The organism is Pseudomonas sp. RG1 (genome assembly GCF_025910115.1).
Classification (GTDB): domain Bacteria; phylum Pseudomonadota; class Gammaproteobacteria; order Pseudomonadales; family Pseudomonadaceae; genus Aquipseudomonas; species Aquipseudomonas atacamensis.
In genome coordinates, this window is record NZ_JAPCIK010000010.1 from 164478 (window position 1) to 188074 (window position 23597).

General features: G+C 60.7%; 19 protein-coding genes. 12 read left to right on the plus strand and 7 right to left on the minus strand.

Translation table 11 applies throughout. The features are described 5' to 3' along the window. Positions 1 to 11: 11 nt before the first annotated feature. Complete coding sequence (locus tag OK411_RS07215) at positions 12 to 1139, minus strand: branched-chain amino acid ABC transporter substrate-binding protein (RefSeq protein ID WP_016771354.1); 1128 nt, start codon at positions 1137 to 1139, stop codon at positions 12 to 14. 351 nt (positions 1140 to 1490) lie between these two features. On the opposite strand from OK411_RS07215, the gene OK411_RS07220 reads away from it, so the two are divergent. Next, positions 1491 to 1796, plus strand: coding sequence for a DUF2288 domain-containing protein (locus OK411_RS07220; RefSeq protein WP_016771353.1), 306 nt, complete (start codon positions 1491 to 1493; stop codon positions 1794 to 1796). A 307-nt stretch (positions 1797 to 2103) separates the two neighbouring features. Here OK411_RS07220 and OK411_RS07225 read toward each other — a convergent pair whose 3' ends face one another. Then, positions 2104 to 4302 (minus strand): hypothetical protein, encoded by a 2199-nt coding sequence (locus tag OK411_RS07225; RefSeq protein ID WP_264364634.1) that lies wholly within the window; start codon positions 4300 to 4302, stop codon positions 2104 to 2106. Between the two features lie 196 nt (positions 4303 to 4498). Here OK411_RS07225 and OK411_RS07230 point away from each other — a divergent pair, with 196 nt between their 5' ends. Continuing rightward, positions 4499 to 5395 (plus strand): NAD(P)-dependent oxidoreductase, encoded by an 897-nt coding sequence (locus tag OK411_RS07230; protein ID WP_264364635.1) that lies wholly within the window; start codon positions 4499 to 4501, stop codon positions 5393 to 5395. On the opposite strand, the gene OK411_RS07235 is transcribed toward OK411_RS07230, so the two are convergent. Further along, complete coding sequence (locus tag OK411_RS07235) at positions 5286 to 7568, minus strand: putative bifunctional diguanylate cyclase/phosphodiesterase (protein WP_264364636.1); 2283 nt, start codon at positions 7566 to 7568, stop codon at positions 5286 to 5288. The two genes, OK411_RS07230 and OK411_RS07235, sit on opposite strands and share 110 nt — an antisense overlap. 150 nt (positions 7569 to 7718) lie before the next feature. Then, positions 7719 to 8087, minus strand: coding sequence for a YkgJ family cysteine cluster protein (locus OK411_RS07240; protein WP_110600010.1), 369 nt, complete (start codon positions 8085 to 8087; stop codon positions 7719 to 7721). Positions 8088 to 8388: 301 nt separating this feature from the next. Here OK411_RS07240 and OK411_RS07245 point away from each other — a divergent pair, with 301 nt between their 5' ends. Next, positions 8389 to 9738 carry a spinster family MFS transporter gene (locus tag OK411_RS07245; RefSeq protein WP_130911951.1) on the plus strand — a complete coding sequence of 450 codons (1350 nt, stop codon included), beginning with the start codon at positions 8389 to 8391 and terminating at the stop codon, positions 9736 to 9738. Positions 9739 to 9899: 161 nt separating this feature from the next. Here OK411_RS07245 and rapA read toward each other — a convergent pair whose 3' ends face one another. Beyond that, positions 9900 to 12746, minus strand: coding sequence for an RNA polymerase-associated protein RapA (gene rapA, locus OK411_RS07250; protein WP_264364637.1), 2847 nt, complete (start codon positions 12744 to 12746; stop codon positions 9900 to 9902). Positions 12747 to 12985: 239 nt separating this feature from the next. Here rapA and OK411_RS07255 point away from each other — a divergent pair, with 239 nt between their 5' ends. From OK411_RS07255 to ccoM, 3 genes are all read left to right on the plus strand, one after another. Then, entirely contained in the window at positions 12986 to 13327 is a 342-nt protein-coding gene (locus OK411_RS07255) for a hypothetical protein (RefSeq protein WP_024011931.1), read from the plus strand. A 94-nt stretch (positions 13328 to 13421) separates the two neighbouring features. Next, positions 13422 to 13583, plus strand: coding sequence for a hypothetical protein (locus OK411_RS07260; RefSeq protein ID WP_016771347.1), 162 nt, complete (start codon positions 13422 to 13424; stop codon positions 13581 to 13583). Between the two features lie 154 nt (positions 13584 to 13737). Continuing rightward, complete coding sequence (gene ccoM / locus OK411_RS27030; RefSeq protein ID WP_016771346.1) at positions 13738 to 13851, plus strand: cytochrome c oxidase subunit CcoM; 114 nt, start codon at positions 13738 to 13740, stop codon at positions 13849 to 13851. Positions 13852 to 14582: 731 nt separating this feature from the next. Here the strand turns inward: ccoM and OK411_RS07265 are convergent. Together OK411_RS07265 and OK411_RS07270 are read right to left on the minus strand one after the other, a co-directional pair. Beyond that, positions 14583 to 16058: an inorganic phosphate transporter gene (locus tag OK411_RS07265; protein WP_016771345.1), complete on the minus strand. Its 1476-nt coding sequence runs from the start codon at positions 16056 to 16058 to the stop codon at positions 14583 to 14585. Between the two features lie 370 nt (positions 16059 to 16428). Further along, positions 16429 to 16629 carry a hypothetical protein gene (locus tag OK411_RS07270; protein ID WP_008080067.1) on the minus strand — a complete coding sequence of 67 codons (201 nt, stop codon included), beginning with the start codon at positions 16627 to 16629 and terminating at the stop codon, positions 16429 to 16431. Positions 16630 to 17260: 631 nt separating this feature from the next. Here OK411_RS07270 and pcaR point away from each other — a divergent pair. The 6 genes from pcaR (at position 17261) to pcaH (ending at position 23597) form a co-directional block, all read left to right on the plus strand. Beyond that, positions 17261 to 18103 carry a pca regulon transcriptional regulator PcaR gene (pcaR, locus tag OK411_RS07275; protein WP_016771343.1) on the plus strand — a complete coding sequence of 281 codons (843 nt, stop codon included), beginning with the start codon at positions 17261 to 17263 and terminating at the stop codon, positions 18101 to 18103. Between the two features lie 293 nt (positions 18104 to 18396). Beyond that, positions 18397 to 19743 (plus strand): MFS transporter, encoded by a 1347-nt coding sequence (locus OK411_RS07280; protein ID WP_264364638.1) that lies wholly within the window; start codon positions 18397 to 18399, stop codon positions 19741 to 19743. A 274-nt stretch (positions 19744 to 20017) separates the two neighbouring features. After that, positions 20018 to 20875, plus strand: coding sequence for a CoA transferase subunit A (locus OK411_RS07285; RefSeq protein ID WP_024011937.1), 858 nt, complete (start codon positions 20018 to 20020; stop codon positions 20873 to 20875). Beyond that, positions 20875 to 21654: a CoA-transferase subunit beta gene (locus OK411_RS07290; protein WP_122612595.1), complete on the plus strand. Its 780-nt coding sequence runs from the start codon at positions 20875 to 20877 to the stop codon at positions 21652 to 21654. The genes OK411_RS07285 and OK411_RS07290 overlap by 1 nt, the downstream gene beginning before the upstream one ends. Continuing rightward, positions 21651 to 22856 carry a 3-oxoadipyl-CoA thiolase gene (gene pcaF, locus OK411_RS07295; protein WP_264364639.1) on the plus strand — a complete coding sequence of 402 codons (1206 nt, stop codon included), beginning with the start codon at positions 21651 to 21653 and terminating at the stop codon, positions 22854 to 22856. Before OK411_RS07290 ends, pcaF begins: the two co-directional genes overlap by 4 nt. A gap of 36 nt (positions 22857 to 22892) precedes the next feature. Next, positions 22893 to 23597 (plus strand): protocatechuate 3,4-dioxygenase subunit beta, encoded by a 705-nt coding sequence (gene pcaH / locus OK411_RS07300; RefSeq protein ID WP_076566301.1) that lies wholly within the window; start codon positions 22893 to 22895, stop codon positions 23595 to 23597.

The following is a 23597-nucleotide window of genomic DNA, read 5'->3' on the forward strand; positions in this document are numbered from 1 at the left end:
CGGGCAAGGCCTTACTGAGGCGAAACTTCGGTTTTAGGTTTGCCGTTGTGCCACTCGTACACGACAAATTTGAAGTCCTTCAGGTCGCCCTTGTCGTCGAAGCTCAGGTCGCCGGTCGGGGTCTTGAACGAACCGGCGTGGATGGCTTCAGCCACTTTGGTAGCGTCTTCGGACTTGGCCGCCTTGATGCCTTCGGCAATCACGGTCACCGCCGAGTAGGACGGGAACACGAACGGACCGCTCGGATCTTCCTTCTTGGCTTTGAACGCGTCAGCCAGGGCAACGTTGGCCGGATCCTGGTCGAAGGATTTCGGCAGGGTCACCAGCAGGCCTTCGGACGCGTCCTTGGCGATCTGGGTGATCGAGTCGTTACCCACGCCTTCCGGACCCATGAAGCGGGCTTTCAGGCCTTTTTCCTGAGCTTGGCGCAGGATCAGGCCCAGCTCCGGGTGGTAGCCGCCGTAGTAGACGAAGTCGACGCCGGCTTGCTTGAGCTTGGCGATGATGGCGGAGAAGTCCTTGTCGCCAGCGTTGACGCCTTCGAAGACGGCAACCTTGGTGCCTTTCTTCTCGAGGGTCGATTTCACGGCGGTGGCGATGCCTTCACCGTACTGCTGTTTGTCGTGCAGCACGCCAACCACTTTCGGTTTCACGTGATCGGCGATGTAGTTGCCGGCGGCAGGGCCCTGGGCGCTGTCGAGACCGATGGTGCGGAAGATCATTTTGTAGCCACGGGCGGTGATGTCCGGGCTGGTGGCAGCCGGGGTGATCATGATCACGCCTTCGTCTTCGTAGATGTCCGAAGCTGGCTGAGTGGAGCTGGAGCACAGGTGACCGACCACGAACTTGACGCCGTCGTTGACGACCTTGTTCGCTACCGCTACCGCTTGTTTTGGATCGCAGGCATCGTCGTATTCAACGGCTTCGAGTTTCTTGCCGTCGACGCCGCCCTTGGCGTTGATCTGCTCGATGGCCATTTTCGCGCCACTGAACTGCATGTCGCCGTACTGGGCTACTGGACCGGTTTTAGGACCGGCGATACCGATTTTGATGGTGTCAGCTGCGAACGAATGGCTGGCAACCCCGGCCAGAACCATAGCGGCAAACAGTTTGGAAATCTGCTTAGTAGCCTTAGTCATAGTGCTCCACTCTTACTGTTGTATTTTTTAGAGTTCTGGCGCCGTAGCAGCAGAACCGGGTCAGATATCTTTGCGATACCCTCCGGAAAATGCCCCGGCAACTGTACCGGTACAGTGTAGAGCGCCGCTTGATCAACTGGGAAGCGGGCGCCACGGGGCAAAACTTGGGGGTGTCGCATTTTTGAATGAAAGAGACAGAATTGCGGCGGGGCAATCGGGGGCATATATCCCAAAAGGCAGCATTCCCTGGCGTTCCTGCTCTTTTCGTTCGGTGAAGCGATTTGCAACCGGGTTTTTCTGACGGACCACCGACGTTATCATTCGCGTCGATTTCTTTTCCGGACAGCTCCCATGAATCAAGAACCTAGCACCCTCTATGCCAAGCTGCTTGGTGAAACGGCATCTATTACCTGGAAAGAGCTGGAGCCGTTCTTCGCCAAGGGTGCCCTATTGTGGGTCGACCCTGACCTCGATTTGATCGCCGCCGCCGAGGCCGTGGCTTCGGATGAAGGCGAGAAAGTCGCGGCCTGGCTGGCCGACGACAAGGTCGCCAAGCTGTCTGAAACGCGGGCACTGGATATTTTCGAACGTGATCCGCAGCTGTGGGCCGTGGTGGTTTCGCCGTGGATTCTGATCCAGGAAAGGGCGGCCGTTTAATTGCTCGCACTCTTTTGGTGCCTCGACTGGCGCGCCGCAAGTGTGTAGCGGAGTAGCGTGATGGCACCTTGCCGTGGAGAAATGCCACGCCTCACGGTGACGTAAACGTAACGGGAACAGTTTCTAGAGCGGCCTGAGGGCCGCTTAATTGTTTCTGGATGTTGGAAAGGCTGAAATCTTTAGTGAATTTGGAGACCCCATCGCTGGCAAGCCAGCTCCCACAGTGTCCGGGTGTACACAAATATTGTGAGCACCACAAAATCTGTGGGAGCTGGCTTGCCAGCGATTGGGGCGACTCGGTAGCGGATCAGGCCGAATAAGTCTTCCCGGTATGGTTATTCAGCGAAATCACCTTGGTCTTGCCAATCCGGTGGCGGTAGATCTCGCGCAGGTACTTGATCGACTTCTTCACGCAATCACGCGACAGGCGAATGTCATTGATCGAGACGAACTTGTCCTTGTCGTTGATCAACTCACGGTATTTCTTTTCGTACATCGGTTTGATCGCGTACCAGTTGGTATCGAGGATCTTCGCCGGGTTTTCGAATTCGTTGAGCAGGTCGTCGATCCGCTCTTCGTCGAAGTCTTCCTGAATGATGAAGTCGAGAATCGAGTTATCCAGCGTCTCGTCGAAACGGTACGGATTCTTCGCAAAGCAGCGCTTGATGAACGCCACGATCAGCGTGAGGAAGTCGTCCGACAGACACGGGCTCTTGGCGATCAGGGTGGTCAGCGACAGGTTGGCCGAAGCGCCGATCACCAGCGCGTAACGCTTGAGCGTGGTGTTGGGGAACAGGCTGTTGAGGTGGGTCTTCAACCGGTTCAGGTCCATGTACGACAGTTTGTAGTCTTTCGGCAGCGAGACGATCGAGACCACCGACGAGCAATTCTTGAAGAAGTGCAGGTCGTGCAGCGCGGCGGCGTCGTAGCCGGAATTCTTGTACTGCTCCAGCGAAGCGCGATAACGCTTGGATTCGATCGGCAGCAGGCTGATGCCTTCGATGGCCTGAGTGACCTTGTTGAAGTGCGGCAGGTCGATCGAACGGAAGAACAGGTCGTCGATGTTCAGGCGCTGCGGCTCTTTGTCGAAGACCTTGAACTTGTCGCTGCTCGGCGGCGGGGTTTCCGGGACTACCGATTCGGCGTAGGCAATCGCCACCGGCCCGGCCAGACTCATGAACAGGTCGTTGGCGTCCAGGCGGATGGTTTCGCCGATGTCGATGCCGGCGCGGCGGAAGTAGTTCTGGTCGTAGTCAGTAGTGACTGCCTGCGCCGTGAGAATGTTGAAGATCTGCTGCGAGATGTACTGGTTGGCGTGTTTCTCCATGGCATTGACATCAATGTTCTGGATATTGCCGTCATCGCTTTCTTCGGCGTAACGCATGATGTCGTTGGAGATCAGCATCATCGCGTTCCACGGGCGGATACGCCCCATCACGCTGGCTTCGCTGCTGTCTTCGTTGGCGAAGTTGTAGGAGAAATCCCATTCCTCCGACAGGTATTTGCACAGCAGGCGCCCGGCGTTGATGTGCAGCGCCTCGGACATTTCGCTGCGGTGGTCGGAAATGTTCGGCAGCACGCAGATGCCGCTGGTGAAGATCGGCTCAAAGACAAACGAATGACCGCTCTTACCGTCATGCTCGTCCATCGGCTTGGTGTCGAAGGTCTTGTTCATGTACGAGTGCTGCTGGGCCAGACCGAACTCCGAGGCCATGCCCGAACCGGTACCGCCGCCGGCACTGAAGATCGAGAAATACAGGCGCGACTGGTTGGCCTTGATCCCGCAGCTGTCGATCAGGTACGAGTGGATCATTTTCCAGTCAGGGCTGGAGAAGCGCTGGGTGTCTTTGTTGAGGATGATCTTCGCCAAGTACTGGCCGAGGATCGGCGCATTACCGGCGCCACCGGCGTGGACTTCGGACAAGTCCATGATCTTCATTTTGCTGTAGTCGCGCAGGAAGCCGCTTTTCTCGCCCTTGCGCGAGAAACGGATGCGCCCGGCGATGTCCTTGTCGAGGTCGCCCAGCATCACCAGCGGTTCGACCAGAAACACCGGTTTGGTCGATTTGCTGGTGCCGATGCGCAGATTGTTCTTGATCCACTGCGCCGGGCTGTAGCCCTTGTCGGCCAGACGCCGGTCGGTCGGGCGGTCTTCGTTGTTGAATTCGTTGAGGTAGAACTTGCGCGCGTTGTACACCAGCTCCGCCACGTCGAGGGCGATGTTGGAGCCGCAGCGACCGAGGCCGATCAGGCACACCGAAGGGAATTCCTGGTCGGTGTGCTGCTCGTTGTCGCCTTCCTGATGCGCCGGGCGCGGGAACACCGAATCGCGCAGGCCGTCGAGGTTATCGAGGATGCGGTCGGTGTTGGTTTCGGTGAAGTACAGGTATTGCTGGGTCGACAGCGGGCGCGAAGGCTGCGTCGGTCTGGATAATGACGCGCTGTTCGCGGCGGGGCTCAGGGTCAGATCGGCTGTTGCACTGGCGGGGTTGTTTTTAGAGGTCATGGTGCGCCATTTACCTGGACTGGGTTGGCCCGCCGAACAGTGCCGGCGAACCTCACGGAATAAGATCTCGCGTCTTGTGTGCGCGAATACGGCCCGGGCGTCGTAGTGCTGGCTGGTCTGATCGCCGGGCGGAATCCTTTCCTGATCGTTGATGAATCGGCCATGATTCGGTGATCTTTAATCGAAAAGAGGCGAAATGATGTCAACGCTACCTTCGTTGGGGTTTGCCGGAATCGGCCTGATGGGCCTGCCGATGTGCCGGCGTCTGCTGGCCGCGGGTTACCCGCTGACGGTGTGGAACCGCAACCCGGACAAGTGCGCACCGCTGGTTGCGGCCGGCGCCCGCCAGGTATCGAGCCCTGCCGTACTGTGCGCACACGCCGACATCGTCATGCTGTGTCTGGCCGATACCGCCGTGGTGCGTGAAGTGGTGTTTGGCGCTGGCGGTGTTGCCGAAGGTGCGAAAAACGGCCAGCTATTGGTGGATTTCTCCAGTCTTGAACCGACCGCGACTCGCGAGATGGCCGCAGAGCTGGCCGAGAAAAGCGGCATGGGCTGGCTTGACTCCCCGGTGTCCGGCGGTGTGGTCGGCGCCGAGGCTGGCAGTCTGGCGATCATGGTCGGTGGTGCAGCGGCAGATCTTGAGCGCGTGCGCCCGGTGCTGCTCAGCCTCGGTCAGCGCGTCACGCACATGGGCGGCATTGGCGCCGGTCAGGTGACCAAGGCCTGCAACCAGATGATTGTCGCTTGCAATGCGCTGGTGATTGCCGAAGTGGTGGCGTTGGCCGAGCAGGCGGGGGTCGATGCCAGCCTGATCGCCGAGGCGCTGGCCGGTGGGTTTGCCGATTCCAAGCCGTTGCAGATCCTTGCCCCGCAAATGGCCGAGAGCCGTTTCGAACCGATCAAGTGGCACGTGCGCACGCTGCTCAAGGATCTCGACACGGCGGTGAAATTTTCCCGCGAGCAGGGCTCGGCGACGCCAATCAGCGGATTGGCCGCACAATTGATGCGCCTGCATGGGGCGCAAGGCTTTTTAGCGAAGGATCCAGCGACGCTGGTGCAAATGTATCGCGCGCCAGACTCAACGGATTGACCCCGAGCACGGGTTTGCGCTGATTGATTTCATCGAGCACCGCGCGCAATTCGTCCAGCGGCACCGGGCGGCTGAGCAGATAACCCTGAATGAAGTCGCAGCCCGAACGCTCGAGAAACTCGTATTGCTCCAGGCTCTCGACGCCCTCGGTGACCACCTGCAGATGCAGGGTGTGCGCCATGACGATGATCGCCTGGACGATCTCCATGTCCGCCGTGGCGGTGGGGATGTCGAGGATGAACGAGCGGTCGATTTTCAGGGTGTTCAGCGGCAGACGCTTGAGGTAGGCCAGCGACGAATAGCCGGTGCCGAAATCATCGATCGACAGCGACACACCGAGGGCGCGGATCTGCCGCAACAGCACCAGAGTGTTGGCGATGTTGCCCATCAAGGCGTTTTCGGTGACCTCCAGTTCCAGGCGTTCCGGGGCAACGCCCGCCGTGTGCAAGGCGTGCTCAATCTCCTCGGCAAGCTCTTCCCGCGCCAGATTCAGCGGCGAGCAGTTCCAGGCGATTTTCAATTCGGCACAACCATGCCGCGACAGCTCGCCGAGATCCTTGCAGGCGCGGCGCAGCACCCAGTTGTCCAGTTCGGCAATCAAACCGTTGTTCTCGGCGATACCGATGAAGCGATCCGGTGTAAGCAAACCGTGAACCGGATGCTGCCAGCGAATCAGCGCTTCGAGCTTGGTCACGCGTCCGGTTTTCACTTCGAAGATCGGCTGGTAGTAGAGCATCAGCGCGTTGTCTTGCCGTAGCGCACTGCGCAGTTCTTCTTCCAGTTGCAGCTCGAAACTGGCGCGGGTCTTCAGGCTGGAATTGAAGAAGTGCAGACCGTTGCGCCCGGCGCCTTTGGATTGGTACAAGGCCAGGTCGGCGTGTTTGAGCAGCTCTTCGCAAGTGGTGCCGTCTTCGGGAAACAGGCTGATGCCGATGCTGGTGGTCATCACCATGCGGCGGCCGGCCAGTTCGATCGGCTCTTTCATCTTGTGCATGATGCGCTGCGCCATGCCGCGCGCCTCTTCGCGGTCACGCAGGCTGATGAGGATGCAGAATTCGTCGCCGCCGAACCGCGCGACCACGTCTTCATGGCTGCGTACCGAGCTCTTGATGTGCTGGGCGATGACTTTGAGCAGCGCGTCACCGGCGTCATGGCCGAGGCTGTCGTTGATGCGCTTGAAGTGGTCGATGTCGAGAAACATCACCGCGAGCATGCCGCCCTCGCTGGTTTTCTGGCTAAGTTTTTCGGCGAACATCTGGTTGAAACCACGGCGGTTGATCAGGTTGGTCAGCGCGTCGTAATTGGCCGCTTGCTGCAAGGACATGCGCGCCTGATCGAGTTGGCTGAGCAGGGCGTTGAGCCGGCGCAGGTCGTTTTCCTTGTTCTGCAGTTTCTTGTCGGCGAGGGCGGCGCTGATCGCACTGCCGAGAATCAACAGGATGATCAGCGCTACGGTCAGGCCCAGTTGCAGATGGCCGGTGTCGCCGCCGCTGGCTGCCAGAGCGCCTTCGGGAAGCACCAGATCCAGCGCAGCCATGCCGGTGAAGTGCATGCTGATGATGCCAGCGCCGAGAATCAGCGCCGCGCTGTACTTGAGCAATTGATGCGCGACGCCGCTGCCTTCGCTGAGATAGCGCGCCACCCACAGCGCGGCGAAACTGGCGCCGATGGCAATCAGCACCGACAGCGCGAACAGCCCCGGCTGGTAGTAGGCGGTGGCGCTCGACTTCATCGCGGCCATGCCGACGTAATGCATGCCAGCGATGCCCAAACCGATGACACATGCGGTCTTGAGGCAATGCAATGCGCTCGGCTGCACCTCACTGAGGGTATGCATGGCCAGCCACGAGGCGAGCAGGGCGATCAGCAACGACAAGAGGGTGATGCCGAGGTCGTACTGAATATCGATGGGGGTCTGGAAGGCCAGCATGCCGATGAAGTGCATGGCCCAGATGCCGCCGGCCAGGCAGGTCGCGCCGATCCAGCGCCAGATTCGCCGCGACCCCGGGTCTTCGGCATGCACCAGGCGCTCTGCCATGTCCAGGGTGGCGAAGCTCGCCGCGCAGGCGACCAGATAGGCCACCATCACCAACAAAGGGTTGTGGCTGCAATCGAGGAGAATCTGCCCGCTCGCCGGCAGCTCGGCAACAAACTGCAAACCAAGCCACTCCATAGCATGCCCCGTCTCGGATTCATCTGGCCCTTGCGTCAATCAACGCAGGCGAATGAAAGCAGTATAGAGGCGCTTTTCCGGCTGCAAGCCGTAGTGGCACATTGGTGGTAATGATTTTGCCATTAGCCTCATAGCGATTCGCGCTAAGGCTTAGGCAATGCGCTCCAGCGGCAGATCGTTCCAGTGTGGCGGCAAGGGTGGCAGGCCGTGGGCGGCGCGAGCCTTGTCGCAGTCGGGATTGTGCTCGCCGTTCTCCCACGACGCCTCGAACTCGCGGCAGGTGCTCGAGCGCTTGTCATAGATCGTGCAGGCCACAGCGCTGCCGACCTCACCCGCCAGCGACATGCAACGCGCCGGTTTGCGATCGGTGCCGATCATTGCCACCCGGCTCGGGGTGATCTGCGCGACCAGTTCATCGGGCACCGTCCCGCCAGAGGATGCGCACTCACCCCAGAAAAAAGACACGCGAAAATGGGAACAGCAGGCACCGCAATTCAGACACGGACTGGCTTCGGACATGGGCGGGGGTATCAAAGGGGTTGATCGGAAGATCCGGACGGATCCGGCGGCCATTCTAGGCTTTGCCATGCCGTTGGGAAGGGGGGCGCGAAACTATTTTTTTGTCGCCGGATTTTGCCGCGAAAGCCCCGTACTGCGGGGGATTCCAGACTTATCAAGGGCTTACGTTTCGTTACAGTGCGATGGGTCGATATCAGGCTGACGAATGATGACAGACAGCCCCGGCGCAGCTGACTAGATTGCAGGTTCCGGGCTCGACGCGCTGGCAGTGAAGCCCTCATAACAATAAAGAGACGGACCCATGCAGAACTCGACCCAAGCGGCGAATGCCTGGCGCATTCTGTTCCTGCTGTTCCTCGCCAACCTGTTCAATTTCTTCGACCGCACCATCCCGGCGATCATCATCGAACCGATCCGCATGGAATGGCACCTCAGCGACTTTCAGCTGGGCATCATCGGCACTGCGTTCACCATCGTTTACGCGATTGCCGGCCTGCCACTCGGGCGCATGGCCGACACCGGTTCACGCAGCAAACTGATGGGCTGGGGCCTGGCCACCTGGAGTGCGCTGACTGCGGTCAACGGCATGGTCGGCAGTTTCTGGAGTTTCCTCATCGTGCGCATGGGCATCGGCATCGGCGAAGCCAGCTATGCACCGGCGGCCAATTCGTTGATCGGCGACCTGTTTCCGGCACACCGCCGGGCGCGGGCGATGGGCATTTTCATGCTCGGCCTGCCGCTGGGGCTGCTGCTGGCGTTCTTCACCATCGGCGCAATGGTCAAGGCGTTCGACAGCTGGCGAGCGCCGTTCTTCATTGCCGCCGTGCCGGGGCTGATCCTGGCGATTTTCATGTTCTTCATCAAAGAGCCTAAGCGCGGTGCGGCGGAATCGGTGCAGGTCTCGCAGGAGAAAGTCGACAAACCGATCCGCCGCGTGCTCGCTGTGCCGACCTTCCTGTGGCTGGTCATGGCCGGGCTGTGCTTCAACTTCGCGACCTATGCCTGTAACTCGTTTCTGGTGCCGATGCTGCAACGCTATTTCCTCATGCCGTTGCAGGAGGCGGCGGTGGCCACCGGCGTGATCGTCGGCGTCACCGGACTGGTCGGGCTGACCCTTGGCGGCTGGATCGCCGACAAGATTCACCAGCGCTTCGCCAGTGGGCGGCTGTTGTTTGCCGCGTTCAGTCTGATCATTTCGACCCTGTGTACGGCGTGGGCGCTGCATGCCGGGCGCATCGAGATTGGTGTGTTCGTCGCGGTGTTCAGCGTTGGCTGGCTGTTCGCTTACAACTTCTATACCTGCGTGTACACGGCGATTCAGGACGTCGTCGAACCTCGCCTGCGGGCGACGGCGATGGCGTTGTTCTTCGCCGGTCTGTATCTGCTCGGCGGCGGGTTGGGGCCAGTGGTCGTGGGTGGTCTGTCGGATCACTTCGCGCATACGGCGATGCTGGCGGCGGGGGCTGAGCAGATGACCGAAGCGTTCAAGGCTGTCGGCCTGCACGACGCGATGTACCTGATCCCGGTGGCGCTGTTCCTGACGATGGTCTTTCTGTTTCTGGCATCGCGTTGCTTTGTTCGCGATGCACAGCGGATGAAGGAGGGGTTGGTAGCGGTGGTTGAACCAGAAATTTCTGCGGCGACTGCTTGACCGTTTTCGCGAGCAGGCTCGCTCCCACAGTTTGGAATGCATTTCATTGTGGGAGCGAGCCTGCTCGCGAAGGGGCCATCTGCATCACCTGACAAATAACAGGCAAACAAAAAGGCCCGCATCACTGCGGGCCTCTTGGTTTCAGCGGTGGAGCGGGGCGATTAACCCGCTACCAGCACCCGAATCGCTTCCAGGCGCAGCGCCGCTTTGTCGAGCATCGCCAGACCCTGCTCACGCTGAGTGCGCAACGCCTCCAGTTCGCTGTCGCGCACGGTCGGGTTGACCGCTTGCAACGCGGTCAGGCGCGCCAGTTCTTCGTCGGTATCGGCGGCCAGGCGGCGGCGCGCTTCGGCCACACGCTCGGCGTGACGCGGGGCGATCTTTTCTTCGCCGGCATTGATCCGAGGCGTCAGCTGATCGCGCTGGGCCTGGATGAACTTGTTGGCGCTGGCACGCGGCACGCTTTCCAGCTGATCGTTGAGGGTTTCGAACGACACCCGTGGCGACAGGTCATTGCCATTGGCATCGAGCAGGCAACGCAGCGCCGCCGGTGGCAGGTAGCGACCCAGTTGCAGCGAGCGCGGTGCAACCACTTCGCTGACGTAGAGCAATTCGAGCAACACGGTGCCCGGCTTCAACGCCTTGTTCTTGATCAGCGCGACGGCGGTGTTGCCCATCGAACCGGACAGCACCAGATCCATGCCGCCCTGCACCATCGGGTGTTCCCAAGTGATGAACTGCATATCTTCGCGCGACAGCGCCTGATTGCGGTCGTAGGTGATGGTCACGCCTTCGTCGTCGCCCAGCGGGAAACTGGCGTCGAGCATCTTCTCGCTCGGCTTGAGGATCAGGGCGTTTTCTGAATGGTCTTCGCTGTCGATGCCGAAGGCGTCGAACAGGGTTTCCATGTAGATCGGCAGGGCGAACTGGTCGTCCTGCTCGAGGATCGCTTCTACCAGCGCTTCACCTTCGCCAGCGCCGCCGGAATTCAATTCCAGCAGACGGTCGCGGCCGGTGTGCAGCTCGGCTTCGAGACGTTCACGCTCGGCGCGTGCTTCGTCGATCAGCGCTTGCCACTCGCCGTCATCGGCTTCTTCGAGCAGCGGCAGCAGGCGTGGGCCGAACTGATGCTGCAAGGCGTTGCCGGTCGGGCAGGTGTTGAGGAAGGCGTTGAGCGCCTCGTGGTACCACTGGAACAGGCGCTCTTGCGGGCTGGTTTCCAGGTACGGCACGTGCAGTTCGATGATGTGCTTCTGGCCGATCCGGTCGAGACGGCCGATGCGCTGCTCGAGCAGGTCCGGGTGCGACGGCAGATCGAACAGCACCAGGTGGTGAGCGAACTGGAAGTTGCGACCTTCACTGCCGATTTCCGAGCAGATCAGCACTTGCGCGCCGAACTCTTCATCAGCGAAGTAGGCGGCGGCGCGATCCCGCTCGAGGATGTTCATGCCTTCGTGGAACACCGTGGCCGGGATGCCGGAACGCACGCGCAGGGCGTCTTCCAGATCCATCGCGGTTTCGGCGTGGGCGCAGATCACCAGCACTTTGGTGCGCTTGAGCATTTTCAGCTGATCGATCAGCCACTCGACGCGCGGATCGAATTTCCACCAGCGCTGTTCTTCGTCGGCGTCCGGTTGCGCCTGGAAGCTGACTTCCGGGTACAGCTCGGCGTGCTCGCCCAGCGGCAGTTCGAGGTATTCGTCGGGGCACGGCAGCGGATAAGGATGCAGTTTGCGCTCCGGGAAACCCTGCACGGCGGCGCGGGTGTTGCGGAACAGCACGCGGCCGGTGCCGTGGCGATCGAGCAGTTCACGCACGAGGCGGGCGCTGGCTTCAGTATCGCCATCGTTGACGGCGGTGAGCAGGGCTTCGCCTTCGTTGCCGAGGAAACCGTGAATGGTCTTGTGCGCCTCGGCGGAGAGACGGCCCTTGTCGAGCAGTTCCTGCACCGCTTCGGCGACCGGGCGATAGTTGTCGCTCTCGGCGCGGAACGCGGCCAGGTCGTGGAAACGGTTCGGGTCGAGCAGGCGCAGACGGGCGAAGTGGCTGTCCTGACCGAGTTGTTCCGGGGTGGCGGTGAGCAGCAGCACGCCGGGAATCACTTCGGCCAGTTGCTCGACCAGCGAGTATTCCGCGCTGGCCTTGTCTTCGTGCCAGACCAGGTGGTGCGCTTCGTCCACCACCATCAAGTCCCAACCGGCAGCGAACAAGGCGTCCTGCGCCTTCTCGTCGTCGACCAGCCACTCCAGCGCGACCAGCGCCAGTTGCGTGTCTTCGAACGGGTTGGTGGCATCGCTTTCGATAAAGCGTTCTTCGTCGAACAGCGCGACCTGCTGATTGAAGCGGCGGCGCATCTCCACCAGCCACTGATGCTGGAGGTTTTCCGGGACCAGAATCAGCACGCGATTGGCGCGGCCCGAAAGCAGTTGGCGATGGATGACCAGACCGGCTTCGATGGTTTTACCCAGACCCACTTCGTCCGCCAGCAATACGCGCGGGGCGATACGGTCGGCGACTTCGCGGGCGATGTGCAACTGGTGCGCGATCGGTTGCGCACGCACGCCACCCAGGCCCCACAGCGAGGACTGCAACTGGCGGCTGGTGTGTTCAAGGGTGTTGTAGCGCAGGGAGAACCACGGCAGCGGGTCGATCTGCCCGGCGAACAGGCGGTCGCTGGCCAGACGGAACTGAATGAAGTTCGACAGCTGGGTTTCCGGCAGCGTGACGACTTCGTTCTGCCCGTTGAGGCCGTGATAGACCATCAGCCCGTCGACGTCGTCGACCTGCTGCACGGTCATCTTCCAGCCTTCGAAATGGGTGATGGAGTCGCCCGGCGAGAACCGCACGCGGGTCAGGGGCGCATTCCGTAGCGCGTACTGGCGGGTTTCGCCAGTGGCCGGGTAAAGCACGGTCAGCAAGCGGCCGTCCTGTGCCAGAACGGTGCCTAAACCAAGCTCTGCTTCGCTGTCACTGATCCAGCGTTGCCCCGGTTGATACTGCTGCGCCATGCTGCCTGACTCCCACCTTGAAAAAGCGGGCTATCTTAACGGAATGACGGCTTCAGGGCCAAAGGAATAGGAGCAGCGGCAAGCTTTTAGCTTCGAGCTGCAAGCTGAAGCCGAGGCGTCATGTGTCGCTTTTTTCAAGCGGCAGGGCACCAGTCAGTGTCTACCGGGTCACAAGTTTGCGACAGGCGGCTCAAGGCGCCTGCGCCCCAGCCGATAGCCTGCAGACAGGAGACCTTTATATGTTGCCACCGATGCTCCCCTTGAGCGCCGTGCCGATCACTTCCCAGCAGGATCCGATCCGCCAGCGGCCGGACATCCCGCCAGTGGTGCCGGTGCAGGAAAGCTCCAACGAAAGCACGATCGATCTGCAGAAGCGTGATCCGGAAGAGGATCGTCTGCTGGCGCGCGAAGAACAGCGTCGTCAACAGGAACGTGACCGCCGACGCCGCGAGGCGGATGAAGATCCTGAAGAGCATCTGGCCGTGCCGGGTACCGAGTTGAACGCCGACAACACCGTGCCAGTGGTGCCGTTGATAGACGATCAGCCGCGTCAGGGCTTGTGGGTCGATATCGAGATTTGAGCAGTGACTGGTCAGCGCCAGCGCCAAGCGGCATGATTGGCGCAATCCTGTCGGTGACGGCAGCTGTGATCTCTTCTGCGATGTGCCGGACGCCATGAGCCAAGACGACAAACTGATCGACCTCAGCACTGAACGCGCCAAGCGTGTGCATGACCTCAACGAAAAGCGCCTGAACGAAGTGCGCCAGGCTTTCGAGCAGGCGATGCCGTTGGGAAAAGCCAAGAAAAAGTCGAAGAACAAGCCGAAAAAGCGTTGATCTCCCGCTGCATTGGTTGATGCAGATCAGTTATTTCCCCTCCTTTATTTCCCAACGTTGCGGATATTGATCCTGGTCAATATGTGCGCCTGTGTGTTTGTTAATTTGAATCCATCGCAGCAAAGCAAAGCAAAGCAGGGCCGGGAGGTCAGTCATGTTTTTCGATAACGTGGTGTTTGCCGGGGTTCTCACGGTGGGGCTCATGGTGCTGTTTTTTGCAGGGTTTGGATTTTTTATCTGGAAGGATGCGCATAAGCGGCGCAAGTGAGTTCTTCTGGATTTGATGGGCACGCAAGGCATTTTGGGGCGACTTCGGTTGCCCCTTTTTTTTGGGCCGTGGCGGCCTGTGGGCCGACCAGGCTGTTGGGGTTTTGGGTGAATATCCGTTGCTTCGGGTGTGGCTGCTGGCGGTTTCGCCCTTACGGCGAGTCACTTTTTCAGACGCCAAAAAGTAACCAAAACGCTTGCTCCTGCGTTCGGCCCTCGCAGGCTCGGGTTCCTTCGCTGCGGGATCGATCCGGGCGCAGCGGCTCCGGTTTGCTTCGCTGCACCTCCTTCCGCTGTGTCTGGCTGCGCCAGACGGTCGCTGCGCTCCCACGCCCGGATCAATCCCTCCACTCAGCCTTCCGACGTCGCCGGTGGATCAAGATCAAGAGCAGGCGAGCTGACACTCGGCCTATTGAGTGGTGAAAAGCGTGGGTGTTCGGCTTTTGATTTGCATTGTTGCTGCCCCTCACCCCAGCCCTCTCCCCGAGGAGAGGGAGCTGATTTGTGTGCTTTTCAAATCCTGAGTTCAACTCGGACTTTCACATCGACGTAACTCGCTCAAACACCTCGGTCAGTTCCCTCTCCCTCCGGGAGAGGGCTAGGGTGAGGGGCTCTTGATCTGGCTTTTGCTTTGGCTTTTGATCTTTTGCCCCTTCGGCATACTTCTTAGCCCCCATAACAAAAAAGGCGTGATCCTCACGAATCACGCCTTTTCCAATCAACAGCTAACGATCAACTACCCAAAGCCTTCGAAGCCAACCAGAACAACCCGGCCGACAGCGCCACGGTCGCCGGCAGGGTCAACACCCAGGCCAGCAGAATAGTCTTCACCGTGCCACCCTGCAGGCCGCTCTTGTTGGCAACCATGGTCCCGGCCACACCCGAAGACAACACGTGAGTGGTCGACACCGGCAGGCTGAAGATGTTGGCCATGCCGATCAAACTGGCGGTGGTGATCTGCGCCGACATGCCCTGGGAATAGGTCATGCCCTGCTTGCCGATCTTCTCGCCAATGGTCAGCACTACGCGCTTCCAGCCGACCATGGTGCCCAGGCCCAGTGCCAGGGCGACCGCCAGAATCACCCAGAACGGGGCGTATTCAGTGGTGGTGGTCAGGTCTTTGCGCAGCTTGTCGAGGTCAGCCTTTTCACGGGCTTCGAGGCCTGGCAGCTTGCCGACTTTCTTCGCCGTGTCGTCCAGGCAGAGCAGGTAGCGACGCACTTCGATGCGGCTGTCCGACGACAGCGAATGGTAGTCCGCTACACCTTTGAGGGTGTGCAGCAGGGCGGTGATGGTCGGTTCGGTCTGCTGCGGGTTGCAGCGGAATTTCTCCGGCAGGTCGCCTTCCACGCTCTTACCCAGGGCCAGGAATTCACCCAGCGAATCGGCGTTGCGCTGGTAGAACTGGCTCAGGTGCAGGGTCGCGTCGCGGGTGCGTTCGATCTGGTAGGTGGTGCTGTTCAGATCGAGAACGAACTGCGCCGGGACGATACCGATCAGCACCAGCATGATCAGGCCGATGCCTTTCTGGCCGTCGTTGGAACCGTGCACGAAGCTCACGGCCATTGCCGAGATCACCAGAACCAGACGGTTCCAGAACGGTGGGTGCTTTTTGTCGTCGATCTTGCGGCGCTGTTCCGGCGTCTTGTGCATCTTCGACAGCGGGCGCCACCATTTCAGGCCGATCAGCACCAGCGCGGCGATCAGGAAGCCGGCCATCGGCGAGAACACCAGCGAGGCGCCGATGTCGATCGCTTTCTGCCAGTTCACGCCATCTCTCAACGGAATGTCGTTGATCAGCGCGTTGGCCAGGCCGACACCGAGGATCGAGCCGATCAGGGTGTGCGAGCTGGAAGCCGGGATACCGAAGTACCAGGTGCCCAGGTTCCAGGCGATTGCCGCGGCGAGCAACGAGAACACCATCGCCAGGCCATGGCCGGTGTTCACATTGATCAGCAGCTCAACCGGCAGCAAGTGGACGATGGCATACGCCACGCCAACGCCGCCCAGCAGCACGCCGAGGAAATTGAACACACCGGAAAAGAACACCGCCAGGTGTGGCGGCATGGCTTTGGTGTAGATAACAGTGGCTACCGCGTTAGCGGTGTCATGAAATCCATTGATGAACTCGAAGGCGAGGACAAACGTCAGGGCGAGCAAGAGGCTCACAAGCACCCAAGCATCCAGTCCGCTGAATAAATCGATCATGAAGGTTTTCTGACCCGGTCGTAAGGGGGCGCGATTATGCCAGAAAAGACAGGAAATCGATGCCCCGTCTGCTCACTGGTCACACCCTTCTTCGATTTAATTTGTTGCAGGGCGTGAAAACCAAGCAGCACGCAGGGTTTTTCAAATCTTTGATTTTATTGAAAAAATAAGATTTTTAAGCCAGTTTTTCTGATATCTCAAAGGCTCAAACGCTTGTCTGAAATATCTCTGAAACCTGTGGGACGCTCGTTCATAAGCCGCAGAACAGCGATATAGCCGCTGCCCGCGCTTAGCGGGCGCGCGAGGTGTCGTCTTCCACCGCGCTGTGGCTCAGGCGGACGTCGACTTTCGAATGCTCAACCGCCGTGGCTCATGGCTCTTCGGCTTTGAGTTCCTTTTCGATCTTTTCGATTTCCTGCTTGAACACCTGATCCTGAACAGTAGGGCGCTTGCGCCATGCCTTGCGTTCCGGTTCCGGCTGAGCGGCGTAGGTGGTGACTTCCCCGCCGTAAACTTCCTTGTAACGTTGTTCCTGGCGCTCTAGTTCCGCGCGCAGTTCGTCTTTTGTCACGGTGCTACCTGTATGAGTTGAATTGAATATCCGGTGAAACACACTGCAACGAGTCAATTGCGCGCCCCCGCCAGTCATCCACAGCCCGATCGGGCGCGGAGACATTGCAGAGGCGATCAAGACTTCCGTGTTACAGGCGGCTACGGCACCAGATAAAAACTGACGCAGCATCAGTTTCCTGTTTCAGCGAGCGCTGGCGTTGCATGTGTGATGGGCGCCGGGCGCTGGCCGGAGCTGAGACGAAGGACCTCGTTTCAGCAAGTCGCGGGCTTTTGATTAAAGCGCCGCGACTAGGGTGCATTATAGCGGCCGATTCGGGAATGACTATCTTTGCCAAGTTAAAAACGGTTCTGAATGTGTGATGGTTTTGTTGCTGGCAACTTTTGCCGCTAGTTAAGTGTAAAGACAGCGTTATAGAACCGGCGTTCTGTTTTTGGCGCCATTAACTAGAACAACTAAGTTGCGAGCAGAATCGCTAAAGCTGCCTCAAGGATGAAGAGGAGGGCGGGAGTCTGGATTGCGATTATCGGTCGGCGGTTCGATAATCGCCCAATGTTGGCGCCCCGGTGCTTGTGCATCGCGTGGCGAGCCGTTTGACTAGGCATCGATGCGTGCCGGACAAGGACAAGAAATGAACGATCAAATGCGCAACTCCTTCACCTCGGTGGCGCCGCCCATCGTCGCCTCGCCGGCCAAGCGCATTCAGGCGCTGACCGGTGATCCGGATTTCATGACGTCCCTGGCCCGTGGTCTGGCAGTGGTGCAGGCGTTTCAGGAACGCAAACGCCACCTGACCATCGCGCAGATAAGTCATCGCACGGAAATCCCCCGCGCCGCCGTGCGCCGTTGCCTGCATACGTTGATCAAGCTCGGCTACGCCACCACCGACGGGCGCACCTATTCGCTGCTGCCGAAAGTGCTGACCCTCGGCCATGCCTATCTGTCCTCAACCCCGCTGGCCGTTTCCGCACAGCCGTATCTCGACCGTATGAGCGAGCAACTGCACGAGGCCTGCAACATGGCGACGCTGGAGGGCGATGACATTCTCTATATCGCGCGTTCGGCGACCACTCAGCGATTGATCTCGGTCGACCTTTCCGTCGGCGGGCGGTTGCCGGCGTATTGCACGTCGATGGGGCGGATTCTGCTAGCGGCACTGGATGACACTTCCCTGGGCGAATACCTCGACCACGCCGAACTGGTGGCCAAGACCAGCCGCACCATTCATACCCCCGACGCGTTGCTCGAATGTTTGCAGCAGGTGCGGCAGCAGGGCTGGTGCATTGTCGATCAGGAACTGGAACAGGGGCTGCGCTCGATCGCCGTTCCGGTGTACGACGCCTCGGGGCAAGTGGTCGCCGCGCTGAATGTCAGCACCCACGCCGGGCGGGTCAGTCGCGCCGAGCTGGAGCAGCGCTTCTTGCCCGGCCTGCTCAGCGCCAGTCGCGACCTCAGTGCGCAACTGTTCGCCTGAGGAAGCTGTTCGATAAACGCACAGTGTTGCGTTTATCGAATTGACGCTAAAACCCTCGGATCATTAATGTCGCGGCAGCGTCATCCGGCGCTGATGTGAATGAGCTCGCCGGACTGTCGACCCCATAATAATGACAAGAGGCAACTCACCATGCGCTCGCTCCCCGACTGTCTGTATCCCACCCGTTGTTGCCGGGTTCACCGCAACGCCTGATTACAACCTTCTATTCTTGTGACCGTGCCTTCCTTCGGCCGGCCGCCGTTCGACTGCGTTTTTTGCGTGGAATAAAAATAATGAACCAGCCTCAGTCCGCTGTGGGTAACTGCCTCGATGTGCAGACCTTCATCAACGCCCAACCGATCTCGCGCTATCAGTGGCGGGTGGTGATCCTGTGTTTCCTGATCGTATTTCTCGACGGCCTCGACACCGCCGCCATGGGCTTCATCGCCCCGGCGCTCTCGCAAGACTGGGGCATTGATCGCGCCAGCCTAGGCCCGGTGATGAGTGCTGCGCTGATCGGCATGGTCTTCGGCGCTCTCGGCTCTGGCCCTTTGGCTGACCGCTTCGGGCGCAAAGTCGTACTCGTCGGCGCGGTGACTCTGTTCGGCGGCTTCAGCCTGGCCTCGGCGTACAGCACCAACGTCGAACAACTGCTGGTGTTGCGCTTCCTCACCGGCCTCGGTCTCGGCGCGGGCATGCCCAACGCCACGACCCTGCTTTCGGAATACACACCCGAGCGCAAGAAGTCGCTGCTGGTGACCAGCATGTTCTGCGGCTTCAACCTCGGCATGGCCGGCGGCGGTTTCATCTCCGCGAAGCTGATCCCGGCGTTCGGCTGGCATGCTCTGCTGATGATCGGCGGGATCCTGCCGCTGATCCTCGCCGTGGTATTGGTGTTCTGGCTGCCGGAATCGGCGCGCTATCTGGTGGTGCGCAACCGTGGCACCGACAAAGTACGCAAGACTCTCGCGCCGATCGACCCGGTTACCGTTGCCCAGGCTGCGAGCTTCAGCGTGCCGGAACAGAAGACCGTGAAGGCGCGTAATGTCTTTGCGGTGATCTTCTCCGGCACTTACAGCTCCGGCACGCTGCTGTTGTGGCTGACCTATTTCATGGGCCTGGTGATTGTGTACCTGCTGACCAGTTGGCTGCCGACGCTGATGCGCGACAGCGGCGCGAGCATGGAACAGGCTGCGTTCATCGGTGCGTTGTTCCAGTTTGGTGGGGTGTTGAGCGCGGTCGGGGTGGGCTGGGCGATGGACCGCTTCAATCCGCACAAGGTCATCGGTATTTTCTACCTGCTGGCCGGGGTGTTTGCCTACGCCGTGGGGCAGAGCCTGGGCAACATCACCTTGCTGGCGACGCTGGTGCTGGTGGCAGGCATGTGCGTCAACGGCGCGCAATCGGCGATGCCGTCATTGGCCGCGCGCTTCTACCCGACTCAAGGCCGCGCGACCGGGGTGTCGTGGATGCTCGGCATCGGCCGCTTCGGCGCGATCCTCGGCGCGTGGATGGGCGCAACCTTGCTCGGCCTGGGCTGGAATTTCGAGCAAGTGCTGACCGCACTGGTGATCCCGGCCGGTTTGGCGACGGCGGCGGTGCTGATCAAAGGCATGGTCAGTCATGCGGATGCGACCTGAGGCAGACCCATGATCGTTCCCACGCTCCGCGTGGGAATGCCTCAACGGACGCTCTGCGTTCGGCTGTACAGGGACGCGGAGCGTCCCGGGCTGCATTCCCACGCGGAGCGTGGGAACGATCATTAGGCAAGCAACAATCCGTTCGATAAACGAACACTCAGTCGATTATCGGATTGTTTGGCGAATTTCCCGAGCTTAATCTTCAGTGACTCCGGCGCTGAACCTCGCGCCTTTTTATCACTGGCGATTCCTTACAAGAACAGGAGCCCGCTCCATGGCTGAGATCCTTTCGCTGCACGACGCGGTGAAGCAATTCGTCAACGACGGCGACACCGTCGCCCTCGAAGGCTTCACTCACCTGATCCCTACGGCAGCGGGTCATGAAATCATTCGTCAAGGCAAGAAAGATCTGACGCTGGTGCGGATGACGCCTGACCTGATCTACGACCAACTGATCGGCGCCGGTTGCGCGCGCAAACTGATTTTCTCCTGGGGCGGCAACCCGGGTGTGGGCTCGCTGCACCGCCTGCGTGACGCGGTCGAGAAACAATGGCCGCACGCGCTGGAAATCGAAGAACACAGCCACGCCGACCTCGCCAACGCCTACGTTGCCGGCGCGTCCGGCCTGCCGTTCGCGGTGCTGCGTGCCTACGCCGGCTCCGACCTGCCGAAGGTCAATCCGCTGATCAAAACCGTGACCTGTCCGTTCACCGGCGAAGTGCTGGCGGCAGTGCCTTCGGTACGCCCGGACGTCACCGTGATTCACGCGCAAAAGGCCGACCGCAAAGGCAACGTGTTGCTCTGGGGCATTCTCGGTGTGCAGAAAGAAGCCGCGCTGGCGGCCAAGCGCTGCATCGTCACCGTGGAAGAAATCGTCGACGACCTCAATGCACCGATGAACGCTTGCGTACTGCCGACCTGGGCCTTGAGCGCGGTCTGCCACGTGCCGGGTGGCGCGCATCCGTCCTACGCCCACGGTTACACCGAGCGTGACAATCGGTTCTATCAGGCGTGGGACCCGATCGCTCGCGACCGTGAGACGTTTACCGCGTGGATCAACGAATACATCCATGGCTGCGCTGACTTCAGCGAATTCCAGGCCAAATTGGCCGCTGCTTCGGAGGCCAAGTAATGACTTACACCACCAATGAAATGATGACCGTCGCGGCGGCCCGGCGCCTGAAGAACGGCTCGGTATGTTTCGTCGGCATCGGCCTGCCATCGAAAGCCGCCAACCTCGCGCGGCTGACTTCATCGCCAGACGTAGTGCTGATCTACGAATCCGGCCCGATTGGCGCCAAGCCGAGCGTACTGCCTCTGTCGATCGGTGACGGTGAGCTGGCCGAGACCGCCGACACGGTGGTGCCGACCGGTGAGATTTTTCGCTACTGGCTGCAGGGCGGGCGCATCGACGTTGGTTTCCTCGGCGCCGCGCAGGTCGACCGTTTCGGCAACATCAACACCACCGTGGTCGGCGACTACCACGCGCCGAAAGTGCGTCTGCCGGGTGCCGGTGGCGCGCCGGAGATTGCCGGTTCGGCGAAAAGCGTGCTGATCATCCTTAAACAGTCGGCGCGTTCGTTTGTCGACAAGCTCGATTTCATCACCTCGGTCGGTCACGGCGAAGGTGGCGATTCGCGTAAACGTCTCGGCCTGCCGGGCGCCGGGCCGGTGGGCATCATCACCGACCTGTGCATCATGGAACCGGAGGAGGGTACCCACGAATTCGTGGTCACTGCGCTGCATCCGGGCGTGACCCGCGAGCAAGTGGTCGCCGCCACCGGTTGGGCGATCCGTTTTGCCGACGCTGTTGAAACCACCGCTGAGCCGACCGAAGTCGAGCTGACGGCGCTGCGTGATCTGGAAGCGCGCACCGCTGCCGCCCATGGCCAGGCACCGGGAGAAGCATGATGCGTGACGTGTATATCTGCGACGCGATTCGCACCCCCATCGGACGCTTCGGCGGCGCACTGTCCGCCGTGCGCGCCGATGACCTGGCCGCCGTGCCGATCAAGGCCCTGATGGAGCGCAATCCATCGGTGGACTGGAACGCCGTCGATGAGGTGTTCCTCGGCTGCGCCAACCAGGCCGGCGAAGACAACCGCAACGTTGCGCGCATGGCGCTGCTGCTGGCGGGTCTGCCGGACAGCGTGCCCGGCGTTACGCTCAATCGCCTCTGCGCTTCGGGCATGGACGCGATCGGCACCGCATTCCGTGCGATCGCCAGCGGCGAGATGGAGCTGGCGATTGCCGGTGGCGTCGAATCGATGTCCCGCGCGCCATTCGTGATGGGCAAGGCCGACGCGGCGTTCTCGCGCAACATGAAACTGGAAGACACCACCATCGGCTGGCGTTTCATCAACCCGCTGATGAAGGCGCAGTACGGCGTCGATGCCATGCCGCAGACTGCTGACAACGTTGCCGACGACTACAGGGTTTCGCGCGCAGATCAGGACGCCTTTGCTCTGCGCAGTCAGCAACGTACCGCCGCCGCGCAGGCTGCCGGTTACTTCGCTGAAGAAATCGTCGAAGTGCGCATCGCCCACAAAAAGGGCGAAACCGTGGTCAGCCAGGACGAACATCCGCGCGCCGACACCACGATCGAAGCACTGGCCAAGCTGAAACCGGTCAACGGCGCGGACAAAACCGTTACTGCCGGCAATGCCTCCGGGGTCAACGATGGTGCTGCTGCGCTGATTCTGGCTTCGGCCGAAGCGGTGAAAAAACACGGCCTGACCGCCCGCGCAAAAGTGCTCGGCATGGCCAGCGCCGGCGTCGCACCACGGGTGATGGGCATCGGCCCGGTGCCGGCGGTGCGTAAACTGACCGAGCGCCTTGGCGTCGCGGTCAGCGATTTCGACGTGATCGAACTCAACGAAGCGTTTGCCAGCCAGGGCCTCGCGGTATTGCGCGAGTTGGGCTTGGCCGACGATGCGCCGCAGGTCAACCCGAATGGCGGCGCGATTGCCCTCGGTCATCCGTTGGGCATGAGCGGTGCGCGGCTGGTGCTGACCGCCCTGCATCATCTGGAAAAGACTGGCGGCAAGAAAGGTCTGGCGACCATGTGCGTCGGTGTTGGCCAGGGTCTGGCCCTGGCCATCGAACGTGTCTGACGCGCTGCGGCACTTACAAGAACTGAGGAAAGCGAAATGACTGACAAGCCTGGTTACCGTCGCCCACAGGCAGGCACTCAGCCTGACTACCTGCACCCGACGTATCAATCCACCAACCTGCGCTCGCCGTCCAAGCCGTTGGTGCACCTGCCGCACTCGCTATCGGAAATCACCGGGCCGACCATCGGCGCCGAACACGTTGCCGAAAAGGACAATGACCTGACCGCACAGCACGACGGCGAACCGTTGGGCGAGCGCATCATCATTCACGGCCGCGTGCTCGACGAAGACGGCCTGCCGGTGCCGGGGATTCTGGTGGAGATCTGGCAGGCCAATGCCGCCGGCCGCTACAACCATGCCCGCGACCTGCACGACGCGCCGCTGGACCCGAACTTCACCGGCACCGGCCGCACCGTCACCGATGCCGACGGCTGGTACCAGTTCCAGACCATCAAGCCCGGCGCCTATCCGTGGGGCAACCACCACAACGCCTGGCGCCCGGCGCACATCCACTTTTCCCTGTTCGGGCCGAGCATTCTTACGCGTCTGGTCACGCAAATGTATTTCCCCGGCGACCCGTTGCTGGCGTATGACCCGATCTACAACTGCGTGCCGGACACCTCGGCCAAGGAACGCCTGATCGCTGCTTTCGATCTGGAAAAAACCATTCCGTCCTACGCCCTCGGTTACCGCTGGGACATCGTGCTGCGCGGCCGTGAAGCCACGCCGATGGAGAAATAA

Coding starts and splice junctions, on each gene's coding strand:
- OK411_RS07215 (WP_016771354.1), bottom strand. CDS start 1,139: ATGACTAAGGCTACTAAGCAGATTTCCAAACTGTTTGCCGCTATGGTT.
- OK411_RS07220 (WP_016771353.1), top strand. CDS start 1,491: ATGAATCAAGAACCTAGCACCCTCTATGCCAAGCTGCTTGGTGAAACG.
- OK411_RS07225 (WP_264364634.1), bottom strand. CDS start 4,302: ATGACCTCTAAAAACAACCCCGCCAGTGCAACAGCCGATCTGACCCTG.
- OK411_RS07230 (WP_264364635.1), top strand. CDS start 4,499: ATGATGTCAACGCTACCTTCGTTGGGGTTTGCCGGAATCGGCCTGATG.
- OK411_RS07235 (WP_264364636.1), bottom strand. CDS start 7,568: ATGGAGTGGCTTGGTTTGCAGTTTGTTGCCGAGCTGCCGGCGAGCGGG.
- OK411_RS07240 (WP_110600010.1), bottom strand. CDS start 8,087: ATGTCCGAAGCCAGTCCGTGTCTGAATTGCGGTGCCTGCTGTTCCCAT.
- OK411_RS07245 (WP_130911951.1), top strand. CDS start 8,389: ATGCAGAACTCGACCCAAGCGGCGAATGCCTGGCGCATTCTGTTCCTG.
- rapA (WP_264364637.1), bottom strand. CDS start 12,746: ATGGCGCAGCAGTATCAACCGGGGCAACGCTGGATCAGTGACAGCGAA.
- OK411_RS07255 (WP_024011931.1), top strand. CDS start 12,986: ATGTTGCCACCGATGCTCCCCTTGAGCGCCGTGCCGATCACTTCCCAG.
- OK411_RS07260 (WP_016771347.1), top strand. CDS start 13,422: ATGAGCCAAGACGACAAACTGATCGACCTCAGCACTGAACGCGCCAAG.
- ccoM (WP_016771346.1), top strand. CDS start 13,738: ATGTTTTTCGATAACGTGGTGTTTGCCGGGGTTCTCACGGTGGGGCTC.
- OK411_RS07265 (WP_016771345.1), bottom strand. CDS start 16,058: ATGATCGATTTATTCAGCGGACTGGATGCTTGGGTGCTTGTGAGCCTC.
- pcaR (WP_016771343.1), top strand. CDS start 17,261: ATGAACGATCAAATGCGCAACTCCTTCACCTCGGTGGCGCCGCCCATC.
- OK411_RS07280 (WP_264364638.1), top strand. CDS start 18,397: ATGAACCAGCCTCAGTCCGCTGTGGGTAACTGCCTCGATGTGCAGACC.
- OK411_RS07285 (WP_024011937.1), top strand. CDS start 20,018: ATGGCTGAGATCCTTTCGCTGCACGACGCGGTGAAGCAATTCGTCAAC.
- OK411_RS07290 (WP_122612595.1), top strand. CDS start 20,875: ATGACTTACACCACCAATGAAATGATGACCGTCGCGGCGGCCCGGCGC.
- pcaF (WP_264364639.1), top strand. CDS start 21,651: ATGATGCGTGACGTGTATATCTGCGACGCGATTCGCACCCCCATCGGA.
- pcaH (WP_076566301.1), top strand. CDS start 22,893: ATGACTGACAAGCCTGGTTACCGTCGCCCACAGGCAGGCACTCAGCCT.